Source organism: Microbulbifer sp. MKSA007 (assembly GCA_032615215.1).
In the GTDB taxonomy this organism is placed as follows: domain Bacteria; phylum Pseudomonadota; class Gammaproteobacteria; order Pseudomonadales; family Cellvibrionaceae; genus Microbulbifer.
The window spans coordinates 59,246-78,590 of record CP128431.1 but is presented as its reverse complement, the minus strand read 5'-3'; the positions used below and the strand labels follow the sequence as shown (position 1 = coordinate 78,590).

Below are 19,345 nucleotides of genomic sequence, written 5' to 3'. Positions count from 1 at the left end.
CTGCTTCTGCGTCAGGAAAATTCTTCGGCTGCTTCCAGCTCTTCAAAGATGTAGTCGAGGGTTTGCTCAATGGTGGGACGCTCAAAGAAGATGCGAAGAGGCACCTCCACCCCTAGTGCGTCTTGCATGCGAGCCGTAATGCGGGTGGCTCGCAGGGAATGTCCGCCAATCTCAAAGAAGTTGTCACGGATACCGACGCGATCCAGTTGCAAAACCTCAGCCCAGATACGCGCAAGTTCCTCTTCCAATGGCGTCTCAGGAGCCACGTAATCGCGAACCGGTTGAATACTGTCTGCGGTTGGTAGGGGAAGCTGGCTGCGGTCAATTTTGCCGTTTGATGTTAAGGGCAAATCATCCAACTGCATATAAAGCGCTGGAACCATATAATCCGGTAGCTGGTTGGACAGGGCCCCGCGCATAGCAGTCGTGTCGAGTGCTGCTGCATTTTGTTCCATGCAGACATAGGCAACCAGTTGAGAAGACCCTGCCTGATCTTCATGTGCGACCACAACCGCATTCAAGACGCCATCAAATTTAGATAGCGCGTGCTCAATCTCGCCCGGCTCAATGCGATAACCTCGCACTTTGATCTGGAAGTCGTCTCTGCCCAGATACTCAATTGTGCCGTCTTCCAGATAGCGACCAACATCTCCAGTTTGATAGAGCCGTTCTCCAGCCTTGAATGGACTCGGAACAAAGCGTTCCTCTGTTAGTTCAGGACGGTTCAAGTACCCGTTAGCAACACCGGGACCAGCGACATAGAGATTGCCTGCAACACCAGCAGGAACGAGGTCCAGATAGCGATCCAGGACGTACATCTTCATACCTGCGATGGGCTGTCCAATAGGGACAACAGGCGGGTACTCAGCGCGATGATCTAACTCTTGTCTGGTGCAGTAGACACTGGCTTCTGTGGGCCCATAAAGGTTTTGCAAGTGTATTGACCCCAGAGCCTTGAAACAGCGTTCCGCAAGCCGAGAGGGGAATGCTTCACCACCGCAAAGGATTGATCGCAAGCTTGTGCAGGTGCTGACGTTTTCACATGAAAGGAAAAAGTCCAGCAGTGAAGGGACAAACTGACAAACAGTGAGCTGTTGTTCCGCAATCAGCTCCACCAGATAATTGCCTTCAAGCAAGCGCGAGCGGTCTGCGACAACAACAGTTGCGCCACACGAAAGGCTGGCAAACACTTCCACCACTGAAATGTCAAAGGTGAGAGACGTCGACAGTAGAATTCTGTCTTCCCGAGTGAAGGTGCCTTCCTGCAGGAACCAAGCCGTGAGGTTAGCAGGGCCATTATGCGGCACCACAACACCTTTGGGTTTGCCCGTGGTGCCGGACGTATAAATCACATAGGCAGTGTCTTCACTGGAGACCGACTTGTTGAGGTTCCCATCGTCGAGATTTTGCCAAGCAGGATCCGATTGACCCAAATCGACCAGCTTTGCAGGAGGAATGATTTCACTCAGCCCTGTAAGGCTTGCAGTGTCGCAAAGCACCAGAACAGGGGTACTGTCTTCAATCAGATACGCAATGCGTTCTGATGGATAAGCGGGATCGATTGGAACGTACGCCCCGCCAGCTTTTAAGATAGCAAGCAGCGCGACAACAGCATGTGTTGAGTTTTGCAGACATACCGCTACGCGACTTTGGCTGGAAACACCTTGAGCAACTAGATATTTGGCAAGCTGATTGGCCTGACTGTTCAGTTGGCCATATGTGAGTTGTGTTCCTTCTCCGACCAACGCAACTTGCGTTCCATGATCTGCTGCCACAGCTTCAAAAGCGCTATGAAGCGGAGTTGAAACCTCTTCAAACTCCACTCCTTCTGCAAGCTCAAGGAGTTTGCTTGTCTGGTTCGTATCCAGCCGTACCAGTTGATGTGCTGGCGTCTGTTCTGCCTTTGAATGCACCCGGTTTATCCGCTGCAAGCATTCAAGTGTCATATCTAAAAGTGCAGAAGCATAGCTGCCATGTGGAGCCTGACACTGGACTTTGAAGGATGTGCCGAAGTCATCAACAGTCAGGTTGAAAGGGTAGCCCGTACCATAATGACCATTCAGATAAGTCGCGCCCGGCAAGTCACGGTGCGAGGAACCTTGTGAGCCATCGGACATGAGCTGGGCATGACGGAAATTCACCAATGAAGAGATAAGCGGAGTTGTGCGATCCACTCCACTGGCCCCAATCGCATCAGTAAGCGATGCGTATTCATGATCCATCAGGTCAAGAAGGATCTGATGAACAGTGAGAAGCACGCTCTTCCAATCCTGATCAGTCAGTTGGACACGCAAGGGCAGGGTGTTGATGAACGGCCCCAAAATCCGCTCGGCATTCTCAAGTCCCTGTAATCGGCCAAGAAGCACGGTGGCAAAGCAAACGTCGTCCTGCCCGGAGCACTTCGCCAAGACCAGTGACCAGACGAAGTGAAAGATCGATGCCGTGCTTACACCCAGTTGACTTGCTACTTCTCTCAGACCTGATGTCAGCGCGGTATCCGTATGCGCTGTCTTTGTATCAAGATCAGCGCCATGAACATGATCAACACTGAGGCCGAAAGGTTTGTTTGGAGCCTCAAAACCTCTGAACAGCTCATCAAAGAAGCTGCGTGCGCCTCCTTTCATGCTCTCTTCTTGCTGAAAGGCGACATATTCCTTAAACTGCGCTGGTTTCGCTAGTCGGTTGCCGTCCCCCACCATGAAAGCTTTGACCTCAGCATTGAGCTGCTTGAGTGAGGTGTTGTCATCTATGATGTGGTGGAAGAGCTTGAGGGCTAACCAGCGTTCGTTTCTAGCGTCGTAGCAGGAATAAACCTGGAGGATGGATGGCTCTTGCAAATCAACCTTAGTGGTGCGCGGGTCAAAGTGCGCCTGAAGCCTTTCAGTAATATCTCCGGGCCCTTCCAAGGCGTCAGCATTTAGCTCAACAGCCTTCAGGTTTACGTTTTTCAGAACCACTTGCAGCGGTTTTTCTAACCCTTCAGAGACAAACACTGTTCGCAGAATGTCATGACGATCCATCACCTTTTGCAAGGCCACCGTGTAGTCCTGCAAGGCTTGGGAAGTCTCAAATGCCATCAGGCTCCAGAGCAGATAAGGATCTCCTTCCTCTGAGAGCTGGTGATGGAAGTAAATACCTTCTTGCAGGGGCGTAAGGGGATAGATGTCTTCTACGTTTTCAAAACCACCGGGCAGTGACGATGCAAGATGTTTGATCCGCGTTTGCGAAAGACCGGAGAGTGACATCGCACTACCACTTCCGTGGGCGCTTGATTTCAAACTCTTCGGTTCAACAGGTTGAATGCGTTGTGCCAGATCCTTCAGTGTTGGCCATCGCAGAACATCCACTGCCGCCAGCAGAAAACCTTTTGCGCGCATGGCAGCTTGTACCCGAGCTGCCAACAGTGAATGCCCTCCAAGTTCAAAGAAGCTGTCGAGGCGGCTCACTTTTTCTAATTGAAGAATGTCTGCCCATACGTTGGCGAGCAGTTCTTCATGCTCCCCTTCCGGGCTCTCGAATGCTCTGTTCTTGGTGTAAGTCGGCTTATGTTTATCGAGTGCTTTCTGGTCCAGTTTGCCGTTGGAGGTTAACGGCAGCGCATCCAGTTCAACAAACGCTGCAGGTACCATGTAGGCTGGCAGAAGACCTGCTGCAAAGGACTGCAATGTGGAGCTGTCCAGGTCAGCATTTTCGGAAGTTGAGACATAGTAGGCCACCAACATCGCATCGCTGGTTGCTTGGTTTTGGCATGTCACGACCACATGTTGAAGGGCCTCATGCGTTGCAAGAGCAGCTTCAATTTCACCCAGCTCTATCCTGTATCCGCGAACTTTAACCTGACTATCGTTTCGACCCAGATAGAGCAGGGTACCATCAACTGCATATCTCGCCAGATCGCCTGTTTTATAAAGGCGGTCGCTTGTTGAGAATGGGCTTTCGATGAAGCGTTCTGCATTCAACTCCGGACGATTTAAGTACCCGCGTGCAACGCCCGCACCACCCACATAAAGTTCACCAACCGCACCAAAGGGCACAAGCGTGCCATGTTCATCGAGCAGACAAAGGCTCAAGTCATCAAGCTGACGACCGATCGGGCTTCCATCTGAATAATGATTAATGTTCTCAGGTGTTAGCTCTGTGTAGGTGACGTGAACGGTAGTCTCTGTGATGCCGTACATGTTCACCATCTTGCAGTCTGTGTTGCAAGGATGAGCGAACCAGTCTGAGAGCATCGACGGGGATAGAGCCTCACCTCCAAATACAACAGTCCTGATGGAGTGAGGTTTATGTGTGCCTGCTTGCGCTGACATGAAACTTCGGAAAGCAGAGGGTGTCTGGCTGAGAATGGTGACGCCTTGATCACAGCACATGGAGTAGAATTGTGCAGGATCATGCCGGATGTCTTCCGGCACAATTGCGACGGAGCCACCGGTGGAAAGCGCGCCCCATATTTCCCAAACTGAGAAGTCGAAGGCGTAGGAATGGAAGAAAGACCAGACATCGGATGATGAAAACTGGAAACTAGGCTCACATGTGTCGATCAACCGGGCAATCTGCTGATGTTCGATTTGTACGCCCTTGGGCTGCCCGGTGGAGCCTGACGTGTAGATGACATAGGCGAGATCCTGTCCGCTGACTGGTTCAAGTATGTTCTCATCTGCGGCTGCTTCTTCAGCAGCATGCGCGAGCGCCTCAAAAATGTGAAGCGTGTCCTGCCCCATCAAACTCTTGAATGAGTGGCGTGATGCATGAGAGCATAAGATTAAATCAGGTGCGCTATCCTCAATGATAAACGCCTTCCTTGCTTCTGGCAGTGAAGGATCAATCGGAAGATAAGCACCACCTGCTTTCCATATGGCCAGCAAAGCAACAATAAGATCTGAGCCGCGTTCCATACAAACGCCAACCAGCTTTTCTTTTCCCACACCGAGTACACGAAGTTGGCCTGCCAGAAGCGAGGCCTGACGATTGAGCTCGCCATAGGAGAGGGTCGTTTCTCCGTGAAGGATTGCAGGAGATGTTGGTTGGGATCTGGCCAGTTGCTCGATCCTGACTGCAACAGGAACCGGCACGATTTCTGAAGTCGGTTCAGATGGCGCTCCCATCGCAAGCAGTTGTTCTCGCTCACTTAAGCAAACAGAACTGAAATCCTCAACGGAACACTCAGGCTCAGACAGGCAGTTCTCCAATAATGCAAAAAAGTTGGCCTGCATGCGTTCAATTGTTTCGAGTTGAAACAGGTCCGTTGCATAATTCCATAACAGAGTGAGGGCTGGTGTATCTTTCTCATTTGATGAGCGCGGCAGAATGACGACTTCGATGTCAAACTTTGCAGAATTGTTGCTGTAGGCTTCGTAAAGTGAGAGGCTCAGATCATCGCGTGAGAGCTCTGGAATCTTTGAATTATGATAGCTAAATCCCACTTGGAAGATGGGGTTTCTTGAGAGGTCTCGTTCCGGCTGCAACTCACGTACAACGCGTTCGAACGGAACTTCTTCATTCTCATAAGCGTTGGATAGAGTGTTTCTCAGATGCTCGAGGTGTTCAATAAATCTTGGGTTTTCGGAAAGATCAGATCGTATGGCGATACTGTTCACGAACATACCCAACATATGCTCTGAAGCGCTTGTTTTTCGGTTGGCGACCGCACTGCCCGTAAGCAGATCTTTTTGTCCCGTATAGCGTGAGAGCAGGAGATGAAATACTCCCAACAACACGGTGTAATCAGTGTGACCACTCTTTTCGCAGAACTCGTTTAGTTTTTGGAGCAGCGTTCCTTTGAGTTCCAAACGCGACTGTTTGCCTTTGAAAGACATTGTTTCAGGGCGAGAGGCATCTGTTGGAAGAGCAAGAGTGAAGCTAGCCTCTGAAAGTTGCTCCTTCCAATAGGCAAGTTGCTTTTCATAGGTACGTTCTGCATCGGCACTTTGTTGCCATCCCACATAATGGCGATATTGAGCTGGAACGGGAGGCAAAGTGACCTCCTCTCCATGTGCAAATGCGCTGTAAGCCTCCAGAAACTCTGAGAGGAAAATGTTCGCGCTCCAGCCATCATGAACAAGGTGATGCTCTATGTGTAGGAGAGCCGATGTCTCATCGTTTAACTTGAACAGAACCCAGCGTGCGAGTGGCAATTGGCTGGTGTCGAATGACCTGGAGACCTCATCGTCTACAGCTTGCCAGAGATCAGGGCTATCCATTGGAGCATCCAACTCCACCTGATCCAAACGGGCAGGGACGGGACCGTGAACTTTCTGGTAGGCTTTGCCTGTTGCGTCCTCATGAAAAGTGCTGCGAAAGATCTCATGCCGCTGAACAATCAGATCCAGAGCGCTCTGCAGGGCTAATACATCTACATTTCCCTCAATACGGATCAGGCATTGAGCGTTGTAGGCAAGAGAGTCTGGTGTGAGCTTCTCCAGCAAGCACACTCCGTTTTGCTGATGCGAAACAGGGAATGTGTCACTTTCAATACTGTAGGCATTCAGGGGTTTTTCTTGTTTTTCTAAACCCTCTCTTGCTTGGATCGTCTCTGCCAGTTCACGGAGTGTTTTGCCCGTAAATACGTCCTTTAATGAGAGTATGTTGCCGTACTCTTCCCTGCATCGCGTGAGAAACTGAACGGCATCCAGTGAGGAGCCTCCGAGAGTTTGAAGCGTGTCGCCACAAAAGACGGGATTTACACCCAGCACTTCTTTCCAAAAGCCTGCGAGCGACTGCTCTATGTTTGTCTGTGGCAGCTCTTGGGAGGACCCACCGCGCGCACTCCTGTCCGGCGCAGGAAGTGCCTTGCTATCTACCTTCCCGTTGACTGTTAACGGAAACTCATCAAGGCGCACAAATGCGTTTGGCATCATATAGTCAGGCAGAAATGCGCGTAGTTTGGTCTTTAACTGCTGAATGCCAGGGGTGATTTCGCTGGCGCGAACAGTGAAGTAAGCAATGATTTCATGATCTTTTGATCGCGATGATGAGACGACCACATAAGCATGTTCAATGCCATCAAGAGCAGAGAGGTTTCTCTCTATTTCCTGAAGTTCTATCCGATGGCCTCGCACCTTGACTTGAGCATCTAAACGGCCAAGGAACTCCAATGATCCATCGGCAAGACGCCGTACTCGGTCTCCAGTGTTGTAAAGTCTTTCGGCCGTAATCCCGGGAACGGAGCGAAACATTTCATTGGTGAGATCAGGGCGGTTTTTATATCCTCGCGCCAGTGCGAGGCCTCCCAGCCAGAGAGTTCCGTCTTCACCATCTCGCACTTGTTTTAGGTCTGCATCCAGAACATGGGCATCTACATTCGCAATTGGATTGCCAATTGGAACCGTGCCGGATGAAATGGCCTTGTTACTGCATTTATGCAGGGTCGCCCAAACTGTGTTTTCGGTTGGTCCGTAAGCATTTATAAGATTAACATGATCAGACCATCGCTCCATGAGCGTCCATGGCATTGCTTCACCAGCAACCACCAATGTCTCCAAACTTGGGTAGTCTGACGGGTTCATTCGACTGACAAGAGATGGTGGCAGCGTCAGATGAGAAATAGCTCTTTCTCGAACAATTTCCCTTAGCGCATCTCCAGCAAGCAATGTTTCATTGGGAGTGAAATGTAACTCTGAACCGCTGCACAAGGCCATCAGAATTTCAAATATGGATGCGTCGAAGCCCAGGGAGGCGAACTGCAGCACACGTGCAGTTCCGTCTAACTCAAAATGGCGCGCTTGTTCTTCAGCAAGATTTATCAATCCGCGATGCTCGACCATCACACCTTTAGGTTGGCCGGTGGAGCCTGACGTGTAGATGATATAAGCGAGCTGATCTTGGCTGATCACTTGATCTTCAAAGGTGTCGGATCTTGATGGATTTAATCTGGAGTAGTTTACGATCTTGGTTGAGCGCGAAACATTGGCAGCGAGTCCGTCAACGAAAGCTCCTGTCTCGTCGGTGCAAATCAAAACGGTGGCTTCACTGTCCTGAACCATAAACTTAAGGCGTTTGTGAGGGTGTTTGCTGTCCAGTGGGACATAAACACCGCCCGCTTTAAGAATAGCGAGAAAGGCGATGATTGCGTCAGGGCCGCGAGGGATACACACTCCAACAGCAACTTCTGGCCCAACCCCTTTAGATTGCAACAGCCCAGCAAGCCGGTTTGCAGAAGAGACCATGTCGCCATAGCTGAGCGCTGCTACTTGTCCAACCAAAGCCGTTTTATTGGCCTGGATCCTTGCAACTTGCTCTATTCGGGTCACGACATTTTCGTGCCCCGTTGCGCATATTGAAACTACGTTGGAAAGATTAAACTCACCCATAAAACAACTACCGATGATTGAGTAATTGAATAAAATTTTACATTAATGAGGGTAAATAGACTTGAAGCTCAGTACATAATTGGTATGGTTTGAGTGAAGGTAAGTAAACATGAAAATAATTCACCAAAGCCTCGGGTATTGATTTTTTAATTGCCCAATCATTCTTTCTAATATATCACAAAGTCAAGTTTTAATTTAATCTCAGGTTGTTTTGTTCATGTCTGAAACTCGTGGGCGGGAAACGTTTCTGCGTCAATTCCGGATGCTTCCGAAGTCTGCGAAAACAATCCTGATCGGTACTTTTTGCGCGCGCTTTGCTTCTTTCATGATCTGGCCCTTTTTCGCAGTGCTCATGGCCCGGCGGTTTGGAACCTCTATTGCTGAGCTCGGCGTGATTTTTTCCGTATCGGCATTTGCAGCAATTTTAACATCGCCAATAAGCGGAGTTGTTGCAGACAAACTGAACCGCCAGGCAATCATGCTACTAAGCACGCTGGTGATTATGGGGCTCTATTGCTCACTCGGACTCTGGAGCAGTGAACAGGTGTATTTTGCAATCATCATCGCGATGTCTGTTGCAAATGGAGCCTTGGAGCCGCTTTTGCGCTCTGCCTTGGGAGACTGTGCAGCAAAAGAAGAGGACCGCCCGTTACTGTTCCATTTGCGGTACTATCTGGTCAACATTGCGGGGGCGTTAGGGCCTCTCTGCGGAGTGTGGTTTGCTAGTAATAACTCAAACCTAGCTTTTCTTGCTGGTGCAATAGCTTACGCCATCTTAGCGGCCTGTATTTTAGTTAGCGTCACGCGGACTATCATTGCAACAAACAGAGAAGAAGAAGTCCCGATCCCGAGGTTGCTGAAGGTAGCTTTAACGGATCGTCTTTTCATGACACTGTTTGTGTCCAACTTTTTTCTCGTCATCCTGTATGCACAAATGGATGAGCCTCTCACGTTTTTCCTATTGTTCCTTGAGACGGCAAACATCAATGGGATCATTGCGTCGATAAACGTGACCAACACAAGCGTTGTTCTGATTGTCCACCTGTTCTTGATGAAATGGCTTATCACGCTTGAAGAGCACAAAGCTGTTTTGGTTGCGTTCTTCTTCCTGATGCTCGGACTATTGGTCGTCGCCTTTAACAGGGCTGAGATGATGGAACTGTGGCTTGTCGCAATAGCACTGGCGACACTCGCAGAAATCATCGCCATGCCTTTGTTCGCCACTGTGGTTGACCGTATGGCGCCGGTTCGTCTTAGGAACAGTTATATGGGGCTCTACATGCTGTCCAATGCGGGAGCCGCAGCCGTTCCTTTTGTTGCTGCACTCGTGATTGAACGCTTCGGCGGCGGACCGTTGTTCCTAGCCTCTGCGATGCTGTGCCTACCCGTGGCTTACGTGAGTTTCAGGTTGTTAAGTGCAACTGAGATCAAAGAAAAAGTTGCTGAGGAGGTCGCATGATATTTGGTTCGTGTCATGTGAGGAGAGGTGTGAAATGAACCCATACATTTCTTTCCCTCCCAATAAATTTTGGCGCCCCTCCGTTGCTGAAAAAGACTATTTTTCAATCTCCGAGGTTTGGAAACCAAAGTTTCAGATCTCCAAAGATGCCGCGATCATTACCGCTGGATCTTGTTTCTCTCAGAACATGGGCAAAGAGCTGCAGCGCAGAGGAATGAACTGGCTAAATGCTGAAACTGCACCAGACGAGTTCAGTGCAAAAGTCGCGCATGAGCTGAACTATGGTGTTTTCTCATTCCGGACAGGGAACATCTACACCGCTCGTTTACTGCTGCAATGGCTAAAGTGGGCGTTTGAGGAAACCCCGCCCTCTAAGGAAGTTTGGAATGACGGAGAGCGCTATTTCGATCCGTTTCGACCCAACATAACACCAGTTGGTTTCGATAGCCCGCAAGCAATGTGGGCGTCGCGTGAGGTCACCTTAGAAGCAATCCGCCAAGCCGTTTCTTCTGCTGATGTGTTCGTGTTCACCATGGGGTTGACTGAGGCCTGGTTAAACACTGTAACGGATGTGGTGTATCCGATGTGTCCCGGAACCGTACAGGGCCGGTTCGATGAACGTTTGCATAAGGCACATAACTTTACGTTTGGCGAGATTCACTCTGACTTTCAGGAGTGCATTGGTCTCTTGGGGCGATACAATCCGCGTTTGCGTTTGGTTTTTACAGTTTCACCTGTTCCGGTCACTGCGACCTTCTCGCAGCACCACGTACTGACAGCCTCTACTTACACTAAGTCAGTTTTGCGCGCTGTCGCTGGTCAGTTGGAAGCAATCAATAAAAACGTTGAGTACTTTCCATCCTATGAGTTGGTCGCATCACCTCCCATGAATGGCGTGTTCTACAATCCAAACAAGCGCACAATCACGCCAACTGGGGTGCGCTTTGTAATGAACCACTTCTTTAACAGCATTTATCTCAGGGATCAGACGCAACACAAAACTGCTGAAGAAGGTACCCGATCATCACTGCCGTTTGAGGATATCATCTGTGAAGAAGAACTGCTCGACTACTACAAATGATCCGCAGTTCTTGCTGCTTGGAGATTCTCATGCGGGTGTAATCGGACGCGCTGCCAAAGAAGCTGGTGTTCAGTTCGTTGGCGGGCCAATGGGAGCAGGGCGGGAGTTCACTGCTCCTTTTGTGGACTGGGATGCTGAGAAGCTGACATTTCGCAGTAGCTACGCTGATGAAATGTACCAGAGCTTTCTGGAGGAGTTGAATGCCAGCTCTTTGCTGGATGTTAACCTGCCGCTTCTCTGCACTTTCGGCTTCGCGCTGCACTTTTATGCGACCTCTGAGAACTGGGAGATATACCGGGAAGCGGATCACACGCTTTCCCAATCTTTTCTTGAGAGCCCGCTGTTTCACGACCTTATCTGCGTTATGGCACAAGGTGCCTTAGATTTTTATCGATCGCTAATCGAAAAAGACATTGACGTTACCGCAGTCCTCCCTCCTCAAAAAATACCTGAAACTTCAGAGCCAAATGTCTTTAGAGCAGCCCAAAGTGTGTTGATTGCAGAAGCAAATCGTATGGGTTTGAAGACCCTGGATGTTCGCCAAGGCACCGTTGGCAGAGATGGCCTACAACTCGATGATTTTTCGCAGGAAAATGACCCGATCCATGGGAACGTAGCATTTGGTCAGGTCCTACTAGATGCATTCACCTGCCAGAGGACGATAGATCATGTCACAGCCTGATTTAGAGCGACCTCAGCTTGAAGCCGCCTTGGTGGCATACATGACTTCGTTCTCTCGTGATGAGACAGACCACCGACTTCATAGGTACATGGCTGAGATTGCCTTACCTGTGGGATTAGAAGCCGCTCAGATGCGAGGTGAAAACTGTCGGGAGCTAGAAAACCTCCAGAACATGCATCGCAAAGCTGCGGCAGGGGTGGGCATACCTTTTGAGCATTGGGCCAACGTGGCAGAGAAAGCCTTTGTCGTTCTATTTCGCTTAGCGTTCATTGCCGAGAAAACCTACCGCGTTTCTCATGCGAGTGCTCTTGAGTTTGCCGCCGGCAACAAAGAGATGATTGAGAAAGAATTTGGCTCTTCAGAGGCTTATGCTGACTACTATGGGACCTTGAACAGCGAAGCCAATACACAGGCCTTTGCACGTGCAAATGCGCAGGTTCATTCAAAGATTGCCGCCCGATTGTTTGCCTCTGAAAGCCCTCAAGGCTTGGATGAGGTTGCTTTACTCAGCCTTTTAAAAGCCTTCGCATACGCTTTCGCCGCCGCTCATGCATTTGGTGAGTTGGAAGCGCGGTATAGCGAGGGTCTCCAGCAGCTCACTCTAACGCCTGTAGTCTGATTTTATTTGTTTTCCGGGGAGGGAACGTCATGCATCCGAACGCATTGAAAGCTATTGAACGCATCGCAGCAGAACCTCGCGAGGCCTATCACCATATACAAGTTAATCGCCTCACGCCGGTTATTGGAGCCGAAATTTGTGGTGTAGATCTTTCCGAAGAAACTTCCAAAGAACAGTACGATGAAATCTATCGTGCGTTTCTGGAAAACCACGTTCTGGTATTTCGCGATCAGACACTGACAAAGGATCAACAGAAAGCATTCGCTCGGAGGTTTGGAAAGCTACGGGCACTCCCACTAAGCGATATTGATGGTGATGATCCGGAGATTGTCCTAATTCGTGCCAGCGAAAAGTCTCGTTTTGTAGCCGGAGAAGTCTGGCATACGGATGGCACAGCTGACCCGGCACCTTCGCTTGGCTCAATGCTGTATATGCACGAAACGCCTGAGATTGGATGCGGTGGAGACACACTGTTTGCAAACATGCATCTCGCCTATGAAATGTTATCTCCTGCAATGAAGGAGTTTCTGCTCGGCCTGACAGCTGTTCATGATGGCGCCGTACCCTGGAAAGGCTTCACTCCGCCTGAAGGGCTTCCCAAAACAGAACACCCAATTGTAGCGAAGCATCCTGATACCGGCAGACCAATGCTTTTCGTGAACTCAGGTTTCACAACTCACATTCCTGATCTTTCTGAAGACGAGAGTACTGCCATTTTGAACATGCTCTTCCAATTTGTTGAACGTGAGCAAGCTCTGAACTGCCGCATCCGTTGGGAGCCAGGTACATTGGTTTTCTGGGATAATCGCTGCACGCAGCACCGCGCAGTCTGGGACTATTATCCTTACTCCAGATTTGGTGAGCGCGTTACTGTTCTGGGTACTCAGCCGATGGCGGCTGAAGTTAATCAAGCTCAGAAAGAGACAGAGTTGGTGGAGTAACTTGTAAACGGATGTGTGAGGTGGGAGTATATGGTTGCCTAATATTTATTACATATAATATGTATTATGGAACTTGCGAGTATCTGCTCTCAAATCCCACCTTCCTCACACCTCCAATCTCCCCCAAAACCAAATCACTGCATTCACCAGTAGCAAGCCTATGAATGTGCCGAATAGCGTTATTGGATTGTTTTGCTCCAGCAGGATGCCGCTGAGGAGGAGGCCTAGGGGGACGCCGGTGTAGCGGAGGGAGGAGAAGGTGGAGAAGACAGTGCCGCGTTTGGCTTCGGGGACGAGTTTCTGGAGCACTGTTGCGTCAACCACGCTTCCGACACCGAGGTTCAGGCCGTAGAGGAACATTCCCAGTGCAGCGATGATGCCAGTCGTTGGGGTGAGGCTTATATTTGTGATGTCAGCGAACACCCAGAGCAGGAGACCAAGGCCAATGGCCTGACCGATTGGCGTGAGTTGTAAAAGGCGGAGAGATGAGATGCGGTGGCCCAGAACCGTGTAGGCGATGGTTGTGAGTGTGGTTCCGCAGGCGAAACAGGTGAGCCAGATACCCAGCCAAATGGCCTGCTTATCATTCGCGTTTGCCAGCACTGGCAGCACCAGCGACAACAAGGAAACAGCGACGGTATTGATGATCAGATCATAGATGCCCAGTTTCAATATGCTGGGCGTGGTGAACATCCACTTCCACGCTTCCTTTGTTGGCTGTGGCTCTGATTGGGGCGGAGCACTGACGTGGCTGGCTTTGATGCCCATGGAGACGATCATCAGGGCCATCAGAAAGCTAAGGGAATCCAGAAGCAGCACGGTGGTTGCACCGAAAGCAGCGATAAGGATACCCGCTAGTGATGGTGTCAGAAGATCAGCGCCGGTCTCCAGCAGTGAGTTGAGCCCGTTGACCCGTTCGCGTGGCAAGCCTTCTTTGTCGATCAAAGCCGGGATCATGACAGCTTTGGAGGTTTGCCCCGGAACGTCAATCACCTGAGACAGAAAGACGAGGAAGCCAAGCAAGGCCACGTCCAGCATCTCGACGGCATAGAGCAGCGGAATAAGCAGCACTGCAACAGCGTTTACAGCATCACAGAAGATGCTCATGGTTCTGGCGGAATAGCGGTCAATCAACGGTCCGCTAAAGAGGCCCACGATAATGTTGGGCAACTGTCCTGCAATGGCGACCGTTGCGGTGATAACGGCGTTGCCCGTCAAATCATACACGAACCACGGGATAGCAATTGCAGACAAACCATTGCCAAGAAGCGACAGAAAGTTTGCTGAAAACAGTAGGCTGATCTGCCCCCATCTGGCTTTTAAAGTGGCGTCTGACAATGTGGCCTCTGAAGAGAATATATGAAATCAATAAGTTATATGTAGATTGCTGGATGAGTAAGCCGCAGGTTAAGCGCATCCATAGTGACCATTCTGGTTGGATGGTCAAGGCTAAGCCCGAATGACAATAGTGATAGGCCGATTGAATGGATCGGACTAAGCAGTCAGCGCTTTGGTCATGTGGAAGTTTGTCAGCGTGATGCCTCTGCACACCGGAGCTTGTTGGCGGACCACTTGCCAGTCCTGACGGAGAAAGAAGGGCCTGGCGGCAAGGCTGATGTCTGACGACAGAGACGGAATGTTACGCTCAATTGCCCAGTTCAGCAGAGCGTTGTAGATGGCTGTTGCAACCCCTTTGCGGCTCTCAAACGGGCTTACAAACGCAAACTTGATGTAGCCTTCCATATCGATGGTCATGAAACCGATGACGGCATCTTCTTTGATAGCCACAAAACCTGTCATTCCATCCAGATTTTTGGTCCAGCCTTCCGGGTTGGGTTGAGGACCTGCCCATGCGTTGAGCTGTTCTGTTGTGTAGTAATCCTTCGCTCCGATCATGATCGCATCATAATAGATCTGTGCGCATTGAGGGGCATCGGAGATTTCTAGCGGGCGGATCATAACACTCATGGACTTCACTCATCTGAATTTGGGAGGCGTGTCATGCCACAAACTCAGTCAGCTGAAAAGAGAAAATGGTTCATCTCTTGTCACTGCTGAATGATCGCGTTCTGCCACTCCTGAAGGAAGTGCTGACGCTTGAGGTTGTCCTGATAGACCAGCAGGCCGGGGCCTAACCGAATAGCGCGCAAGGACAGGTTTGGTGCCACCTCGCTATGATTGAGCTTTGGGTAAGGGTAGTAGTCTGCGCCCTCCTCGCTCCAGCTGGCGGTGATCAGGTGATCAATGAAATCACCTGCGATTTCTGGCTGTTCTGCACCTGCTGGAATAATGGCGGAGCGAAGCATCAATGTGGTGAAGTCTTCCAGTTCCAGAATGCCAACATCAGGGTCTTTTGCTGCCCGCGCCGAGGCATAGGAGCCGAGCACGTTGTAGGCCACGGCCAGATCGCCTGTTGTGATGTCAGAGATCATATCCGCAGAGCAGCAATAAAGCTTAGCATTGAGGCTGCCCATCACTTCATTGAGACGCCAAAATGTGTCTGAGGTGCGTGCATCCTGCGTGGCGAACAGAAAGCCAAGCCCGCTCTGGCGAATGTCGTAGGTGCCGACTTTGTTGAGGAAGCGGCCCGGATTGTTGCGCAAAGTCGAGATGAGGTTCTGCCGTGAGGTTGGCACCTCCAACCCCTCAAAGGCGGACTTGGAGTAAACCACGGAGGCTGGTTCCTGCGTGAAGGCAAATACGTGGTCACGCCAGCGGGCCCAGTCTGGCATTAGACCAGCAACGGATGAGCTGTGCGGCTTTGTGAAACCATCATTGGCCAGTTTCACCTGCAGGTCCATCGCTGAGGAGATAGCCACGTCGAATACCTGCCGCTCCTCGTAAAGCGCTTTCATCAGCTCTGTGCTGCTGACCACGGTGTAATCGATGGAGACGTGCGGATACTTGCGTTGGAAGGCTTCTACCATCGGGGCGAAAATATCGATATCGGAGTTGGAGATGATGCGCAGGGTCTGCGCCTCTTGTGAGGCTGGAAAGACCTTGTGCTGCTCAATCTCATAGGCGTGGGCTGAAACCAGCGACACCAACAACACAATCAGGACTGAGGGAAATAGAAGGATACGCATGCGCCTCTGACATTTGTTCTGTTTGAAAGTTTCAGGTGTCCGCCGTGTGCCTGTGTCACTTCTTCGGCAATAGTAAGCCCCAGACCGGAGCCAACGGTGTCCTCAGCGTTTTGACCGCGTGAGAACCGTTCTGTAAGCTTCTCGATGTCTTCTGGTACAAATCCCGGACCTTGATCATAGACCGAAAGCACCACCCATTTCTCTTCATGAGTGACGGTTATCTTCACGTCCTCCCCTTGCGGGGCGTATTTGATGGCGTTGTCCAGAATGTTGCTCAGAGCGTTTTGAATGAGGATTGCATCACCCTTGATGGAAGGCGGTTCACTCCCATGCAGGCTGAGTGTTTTGTCCTGCATTTCTGCCAGTGGCCGTAAGCGTTCCAATGTTTCATCGGCCAACTCCAGCAGATTGATTTCCTTCACTTCCAGATGGTCTGTGCGGAAGGAGACCATGGCGTGATCAAGCAACTGGCCAGCCGCGCGCGAGCTTTCATCAATAGCGCGGATCATCTCTTTCAACGCGGCTCTGTTTTCAGGACGTTCCACGCGGCGCAGGGCTATTTCAGCTTGTGTGCGCAGCACTGCCAGTGGCGTGCGAATGCGGTGGGCAGCCTCGGCGATGAACTCTTCGGATCGGGTCAGCGACTTCTTCAGGCGAGCCATGAAGCGATTGAGCGCAACCACCAGTGGGGCCATCTCTCCCGGAACAGGGGCTTGCACGGCACGCAGGTCTTGCGGGCCTCTTCTGGAAACGGAGTTGGCTAGCGTCTGTACAGGCCGAACTGCGGATTGAGCTGTCAACACCCCTAACACCGCAGCGGCGATGAAGAAGCCGAAGCCGAGGTATGCAGCATTTGTGGAGATACGCTCCAGTGTTTCACGTTGGCGCTTCAGTGTTTGAGCAACAGAAACAGTGACTTCGACAGGTCCGGATGCATTGGATAGGCGTCGTGTAGCCGACACCATACGGATGCTCTCGCCCAGATAGTGAGAGGTGATGAAGCGGTGGTTCTCTCGCCCTTTCGCCGTGTAGGCATCGGGTAAGCTCTCATATCCAGTTAGGTACTTTCCATCTGCGACAACGCGGTAGAACACGCGGTCATCGCTCACGTTCCCCAGCATGGAAAGCGCTGAGTATGGAATGTCGACGGTGACCTCCCCGCTCTGAATGGCCGCGCTGTCCAGAATGGAGGTGGCTGAGGCGGACAGGATGTTATCCTGAGATTCTTCTGCCACCTGCTTGGCGTAAGTCATCACCATGACAAACAGCAGGGCCGCAAGCACGGCGGCAATGCCAAGCAGCTGTAGGGTCAAACGGCGGCGGATGGAGCCGGAGATGTTGGCCTCTAACGTCATGTCAGGCTCAGCCGATAACCCAGCCCGCGCACGGTGATGATCTGCACGGAGGAGGAAGATATATGCCTGCGTAGACGGGCCACATAGACCCCTCAATGGCATTCTCAGAGACGTCCTCGTCATACGAAAATAATCTGTCTACAAGCTTGGTTTTTGAGAAAATAACGTCTGGAGCGCTGAAAAAAATCTCTAAAAGACGCAGTTCTTTGTTGCGCAGGCTCACTGTTTTGCTGCCGATTTTCAATGTTCCGGCTAAGGAATCGAATACCAGATCACCGAATCGTTTTGCGTTGGTCACACCGCCGGATTTGCGACGCATCACAGCACGGCAACGGGCTTCTAACTCTGAGAAATCAAAGGGTTTGGTGATGTAGTCATCGGCCCCGAGATCAAGCACCCCTACCCGGTCAGAGACTTCGGAGCGCGCGGTCAGAACGATGACCGGAGTATCATCCTGACGGCTCCGGTGTTCATTTAGAAAATCTCGCCCATCGCCATCGGGAAGCATAATATCGAGCAGGATCATGTCGTAATCTGCCGTTGAGATAAAGTCCTCAGCAGTCGAAATTTCAGCAGCGTGATCAACCACATGGCCGTCCAGCGTCAAGCGCTCGACGATGGATGTGGCCAGTTTGGCGTTATCTTCAACGAGAAGAAATCTCATCTTTAGCTTCCCCAAAAAATCAAGGAGGTGACAGGTTTGTGTCAGGTTTCCGTGTTTTCACGTAAGTCATGGGCGACAAATGCTGCCCCTGTCAAATGGGAGGACAAAATGAGTTTTATTCGGGCGCGCCGCTTGGTTGCGGCAGCGGCTATGGCCGCGGCGACTTTCTCACTACCTGCAGCTTCAATTGCAGAGCCAGTGGTTGAAAGCATCCACTTCCTCATTCCAGGTGGCGCTGGCGGCGGCTGGGATGGCACCGCACGCGGCACAGGTGAAGCGCTGACCAAATCCGGTCTTGTCGGCAATGCATCCTACGAGAACATGTCCGGCGGCGGTGGCGGTAAGGCCATCGGTTATCTGATCGAGAACGCAGCAAGTCAGCACGGCACGCTGATGGTGAACTCCACACCAATCGTGATCCGTTCTTTGACCGGTGTGTTCCCGCATAACTTCCGCGACCTGACACTGGTTTCCGGCACAATCGGTGACTACGCCGCTATCGTGGTTGGTAAAGATAGTTCCATCAACTCCATGGGCGATCTGCTGGCAGCCTACAAAGCTGACAAGCGCGGCACTGCTATCGGCGGCGGCTCCGTACCAGGCGGCATGGACCACCTCGTTGCAGCCATGGTGATGGAAGCTGCTGGTGAAGATGCAACTGCTGTGAAGTACATCCCGTACGATGCCGGCGGCAAAGCAATGGCAGCTCTTCTTTCCGGTGAGATTGCCGCGCTTTCAACAGGCTTCTCTGAGGCAGTTGAACTGGCAAAGGCAGGTGAAGTGAAGATCATCGGTGTAACCGCGGATGAGCGCGTTTCAGCTTATGGTGATGCACCAACCATGAAGGAACAGGGCATCGATACCACCTTCGTCAACTGGCGTGGGTTCTTCGCGGCTCCTGGCCTGCCAGAAGCACAGCTGACCGCTTATCAGGAAGCAATCGCAAAGATGTACGCCACCCCTGAGTGGGAAGAAGTGCGTGCACGTAATGGCTGGGTCAACATCCATAATTCCGGCGAAGACTTCCAGGCTTTCCTTGAAGGACAGGAAAAGGCCATCGGCGATCTCATGAAGAAGCTGGGCTTCCTCTAAACCAATAAAAATAATGGGATGCACTCTAATGGGCGCATCCACTTGCCACGCCAACGG

11 protein-coding genes and 1 pseudogene are annotated in these 19,345 nt (G+C 51.1%); 6 read left to right on the top strand and 6 right to left on the bottom strand.

The genetic code is table 11. The features are described from left to right. Positions 1-11 precede the first annotated feature (11 nt). The gene (locus tag QT397_00300; protein WNZ53850.1) at positions 12-8,309 is read right to left on the bottom strand and encodes an amino acid adenylation domain-containing protein; all 8,298 of its coding nucleotides are present in this window, start codon (positions 8,307-8,309) and stop codon (positions 12-14) included. A 217-nt stretch (positions 8,310-8,526) separates the two neighbouring features. On the opposite strand from QT397_00300, the gene QT397_00295 reads away from it, so the two are divergent. Genes QT397_00295 through QT397_00275 form a run of 5 tightly spaced genes read left to right on the top strand, consistent with a single transcriptional unit; the run spans position 8,527 to position 13,091 of the window. Continuing rightward, positions 8,527-9,768 (top strand): MFS transporter, encoded by a 1,242-nt coding sequence (locus tag QT397_00295; protein ID WNZ53849.1) that lies wholly within the window; start codon positions 8,527-8,529, stop codon positions 9,766-9,768. Positions 9,769-9,802: 34 nt separating this feature from the next. Then, on the top strand, positions 9,803-10,849 hold the full coding sequence (locus tag QT397_00290) for a GSCFA domain-containing protein (GenBank protein WNZ53848.1): 1,047 nt from the start codon (positions 9,803-9,805) through the stop codon (positions 10,847-10,849). Next, positions 10,818-11,531 carry a hypothetical protein gene (locus QT397_00285; GenBank protein ID WNZ53847.1) on the top strand — a complete coding sequence of 238 codons (714 nt, stop codon included), beginning with the start codon at positions 10,818-10,820 and terminating at the stop codon, positions 11,529-11,531. The genes QT397_00290 and QT397_00285 overlap by 32 nt, the downstream gene beginning before the upstream one ends. Beyond that, positions 11,518-12,150: a hypothetical protein gene (locus tag QT397_00280; GenBank protein WNZ53846.1), complete on the top strand. Its 633-nt coding sequence runs from the start codon at positions 11,518-11,520 to the stop codon at positions 12,148-12,150. The genes QT397_00285 and QT397_00280 overlap by 14 nt, the downstream gene beginning before the upstream one ends. A gap of 29 nt (positions 12,151-12,179) precedes the next feature. Further along, a complete protein-coding gene (locus QT397_00275) occupies positions 12,180-13,091 on the top strand; it encodes a TauD/TfdA family dioxygenase (protein WNZ53845.1) in 912 nt (303 codons plus the stop codon). A 105-nt stretch (positions 13,092-13,196) separates the two neighbouring features. Here the strand turns inward: QT397_00275 and QT397_00270 are convergent, their stop codons facing one another. The 5 genes and pseudogenes from QT397_00270 to QT397_00250 form a co-directional block, all read right to left on the bottom strand. Beyond that, positions 13,197-14,429 carry an MFS transporter gene (locus QT397_00270; GenBank protein ID WNZ53844.1) on the bottom strand — a complete coding sequence of 411 codons (1,233 nt, stop codon included), beginning with the start codon at positions 14,427-14,429 and terminating at the stop codon, positions 13,197-13,199. A gap of 156 nt (positions 14,430-14,585) precedes the next feature. Beyond that, on the bottom strand, positions 14,586-15,059 hold the full coding sequence (locus QT397_00265; GenBank protein ID WNZ53843.1) for a GNAT family N-acetyltransferase: 474 nt from the start codon (positions 15,057-15,059) through the stop codon (positions 14,586-14,588). 80 nt (positions 15,060-15,139) lie between these two features. Beyond that, positions 15,140-16,177, bottom strand: a complete 1,038-nt coding sequence (locus QT397_00260; protein WNZ53842.1) for an ABC transporter substrate-binding protein — start codon at positions 16,175-16,177, stop codon at positions 15,140-15,142. Continuing rightward, the gene (locus tag QT397_00255) at positions 16,147-17,532 is read right to left on the bottom strand and encodes a sensor histidine kinase (protein WNZ53841.1); all 1,386 of its coding nucleotides are present in this window, start codon (positions 17,530-17,532) and stop codon (positions 16,147-16,149) included. The genes QT397_00260 and QT397_00255 overlap by 31 nt, the downstream gene beginning before the upstream one ends. Next, positions 17,529-18,196: pseudogene (locus QT397_00250) on the bottom strand (response regulator transcription factor). The gene QT397_00255 and the pseudogene QT397_00250 overlap by 4 nt, the downstream one beginning before the upstream one ends. A gap of 108 nt (positions 18,197-18,304) precedes the next feature. Here QT397_00250 and QT397_00245 point away from each other — a divergent pair. Next, positions 18,305-19,288 carry a tripartite tricarboxylate transporter substrate-binding protein gene (locus QT397_00245; GenBank protein WNZ53840.1) on the top strand — a complete coding sequence of 328 codons (984 nt, stop codon included), beginning with the start codon at positions 18,305-18,307 and terminating at the stop codon, positions 19,286-19,288. Positions 19,289-19,345 lie beyond the last annotated feature (57 nt).

Excerpts from the sequence above, each read along its gene's own strand:
- QT397_00265 (WNZ53843.1), bottom strand. The coding sequence starts at position 15,059 with ATGAGTGTTATGATCCGCCCGCTAGAAATCTCCGATGCCCCTCAATGC.
- QT397_00275 (WNZ53845.1), top strand. The coding sequence starts at position 12,180 with ATGCATCCGAACGCATTGAAAGCTATTGAACGCATCGCAGCAGAACCT.
- QT397_00280 (WNZ53846.1), top strand. The coding sequence starts at position 11,518 with ATGTCACAGCCTGATTTAGAGCGACCTCAGCTTGAAGCCGCCTTGGTG.
- QT397_00295 (WNZ53849.1), top strand. The coding sequence starts at position 8,527 with ATGTCTGAAACTCGTGGGCGGGAAACGTTTCTGCGTCAATTCCGGATG.
- QT397_00245 (WNZ53840.1), top strand. The coding sequence starts at position 18,305 with ATGAGTTTTATTCGGGCGCGCCGCTTGGTTGCGGCAGCGGCTATGGCC.
- QT397_00300 (WNZ53850.1), bottom strand. The coding sequence starts at position 8,309 with ATGGGTGAGTTTAATCTTTCCAACGTAGTTTCAATATGCGCAACGGGG.
- QT397_00290 (WNZ53848.1), top strand. The coding sequence starts at position 9,803 with ATGAACCCATACATTTCTTTCCCTCCCAATAAATTTTGGCGCCCCTCC.
- QT397_00260 (WNZ53842.1), bottom strand. The coding sequence starts at position 16,177 with ATGCGTATCCTTCTATTTCCCTCAGTCCTGATTGTGTTGTTGGTGTCG.
- QT397_00255 (WNZ53841.1), bottom strand. The coding sequence starts at position 17,532 with ATGACGTTAGAGGCCAACATCTCCGGCTCCATCCGCCGCCGTTTGACC.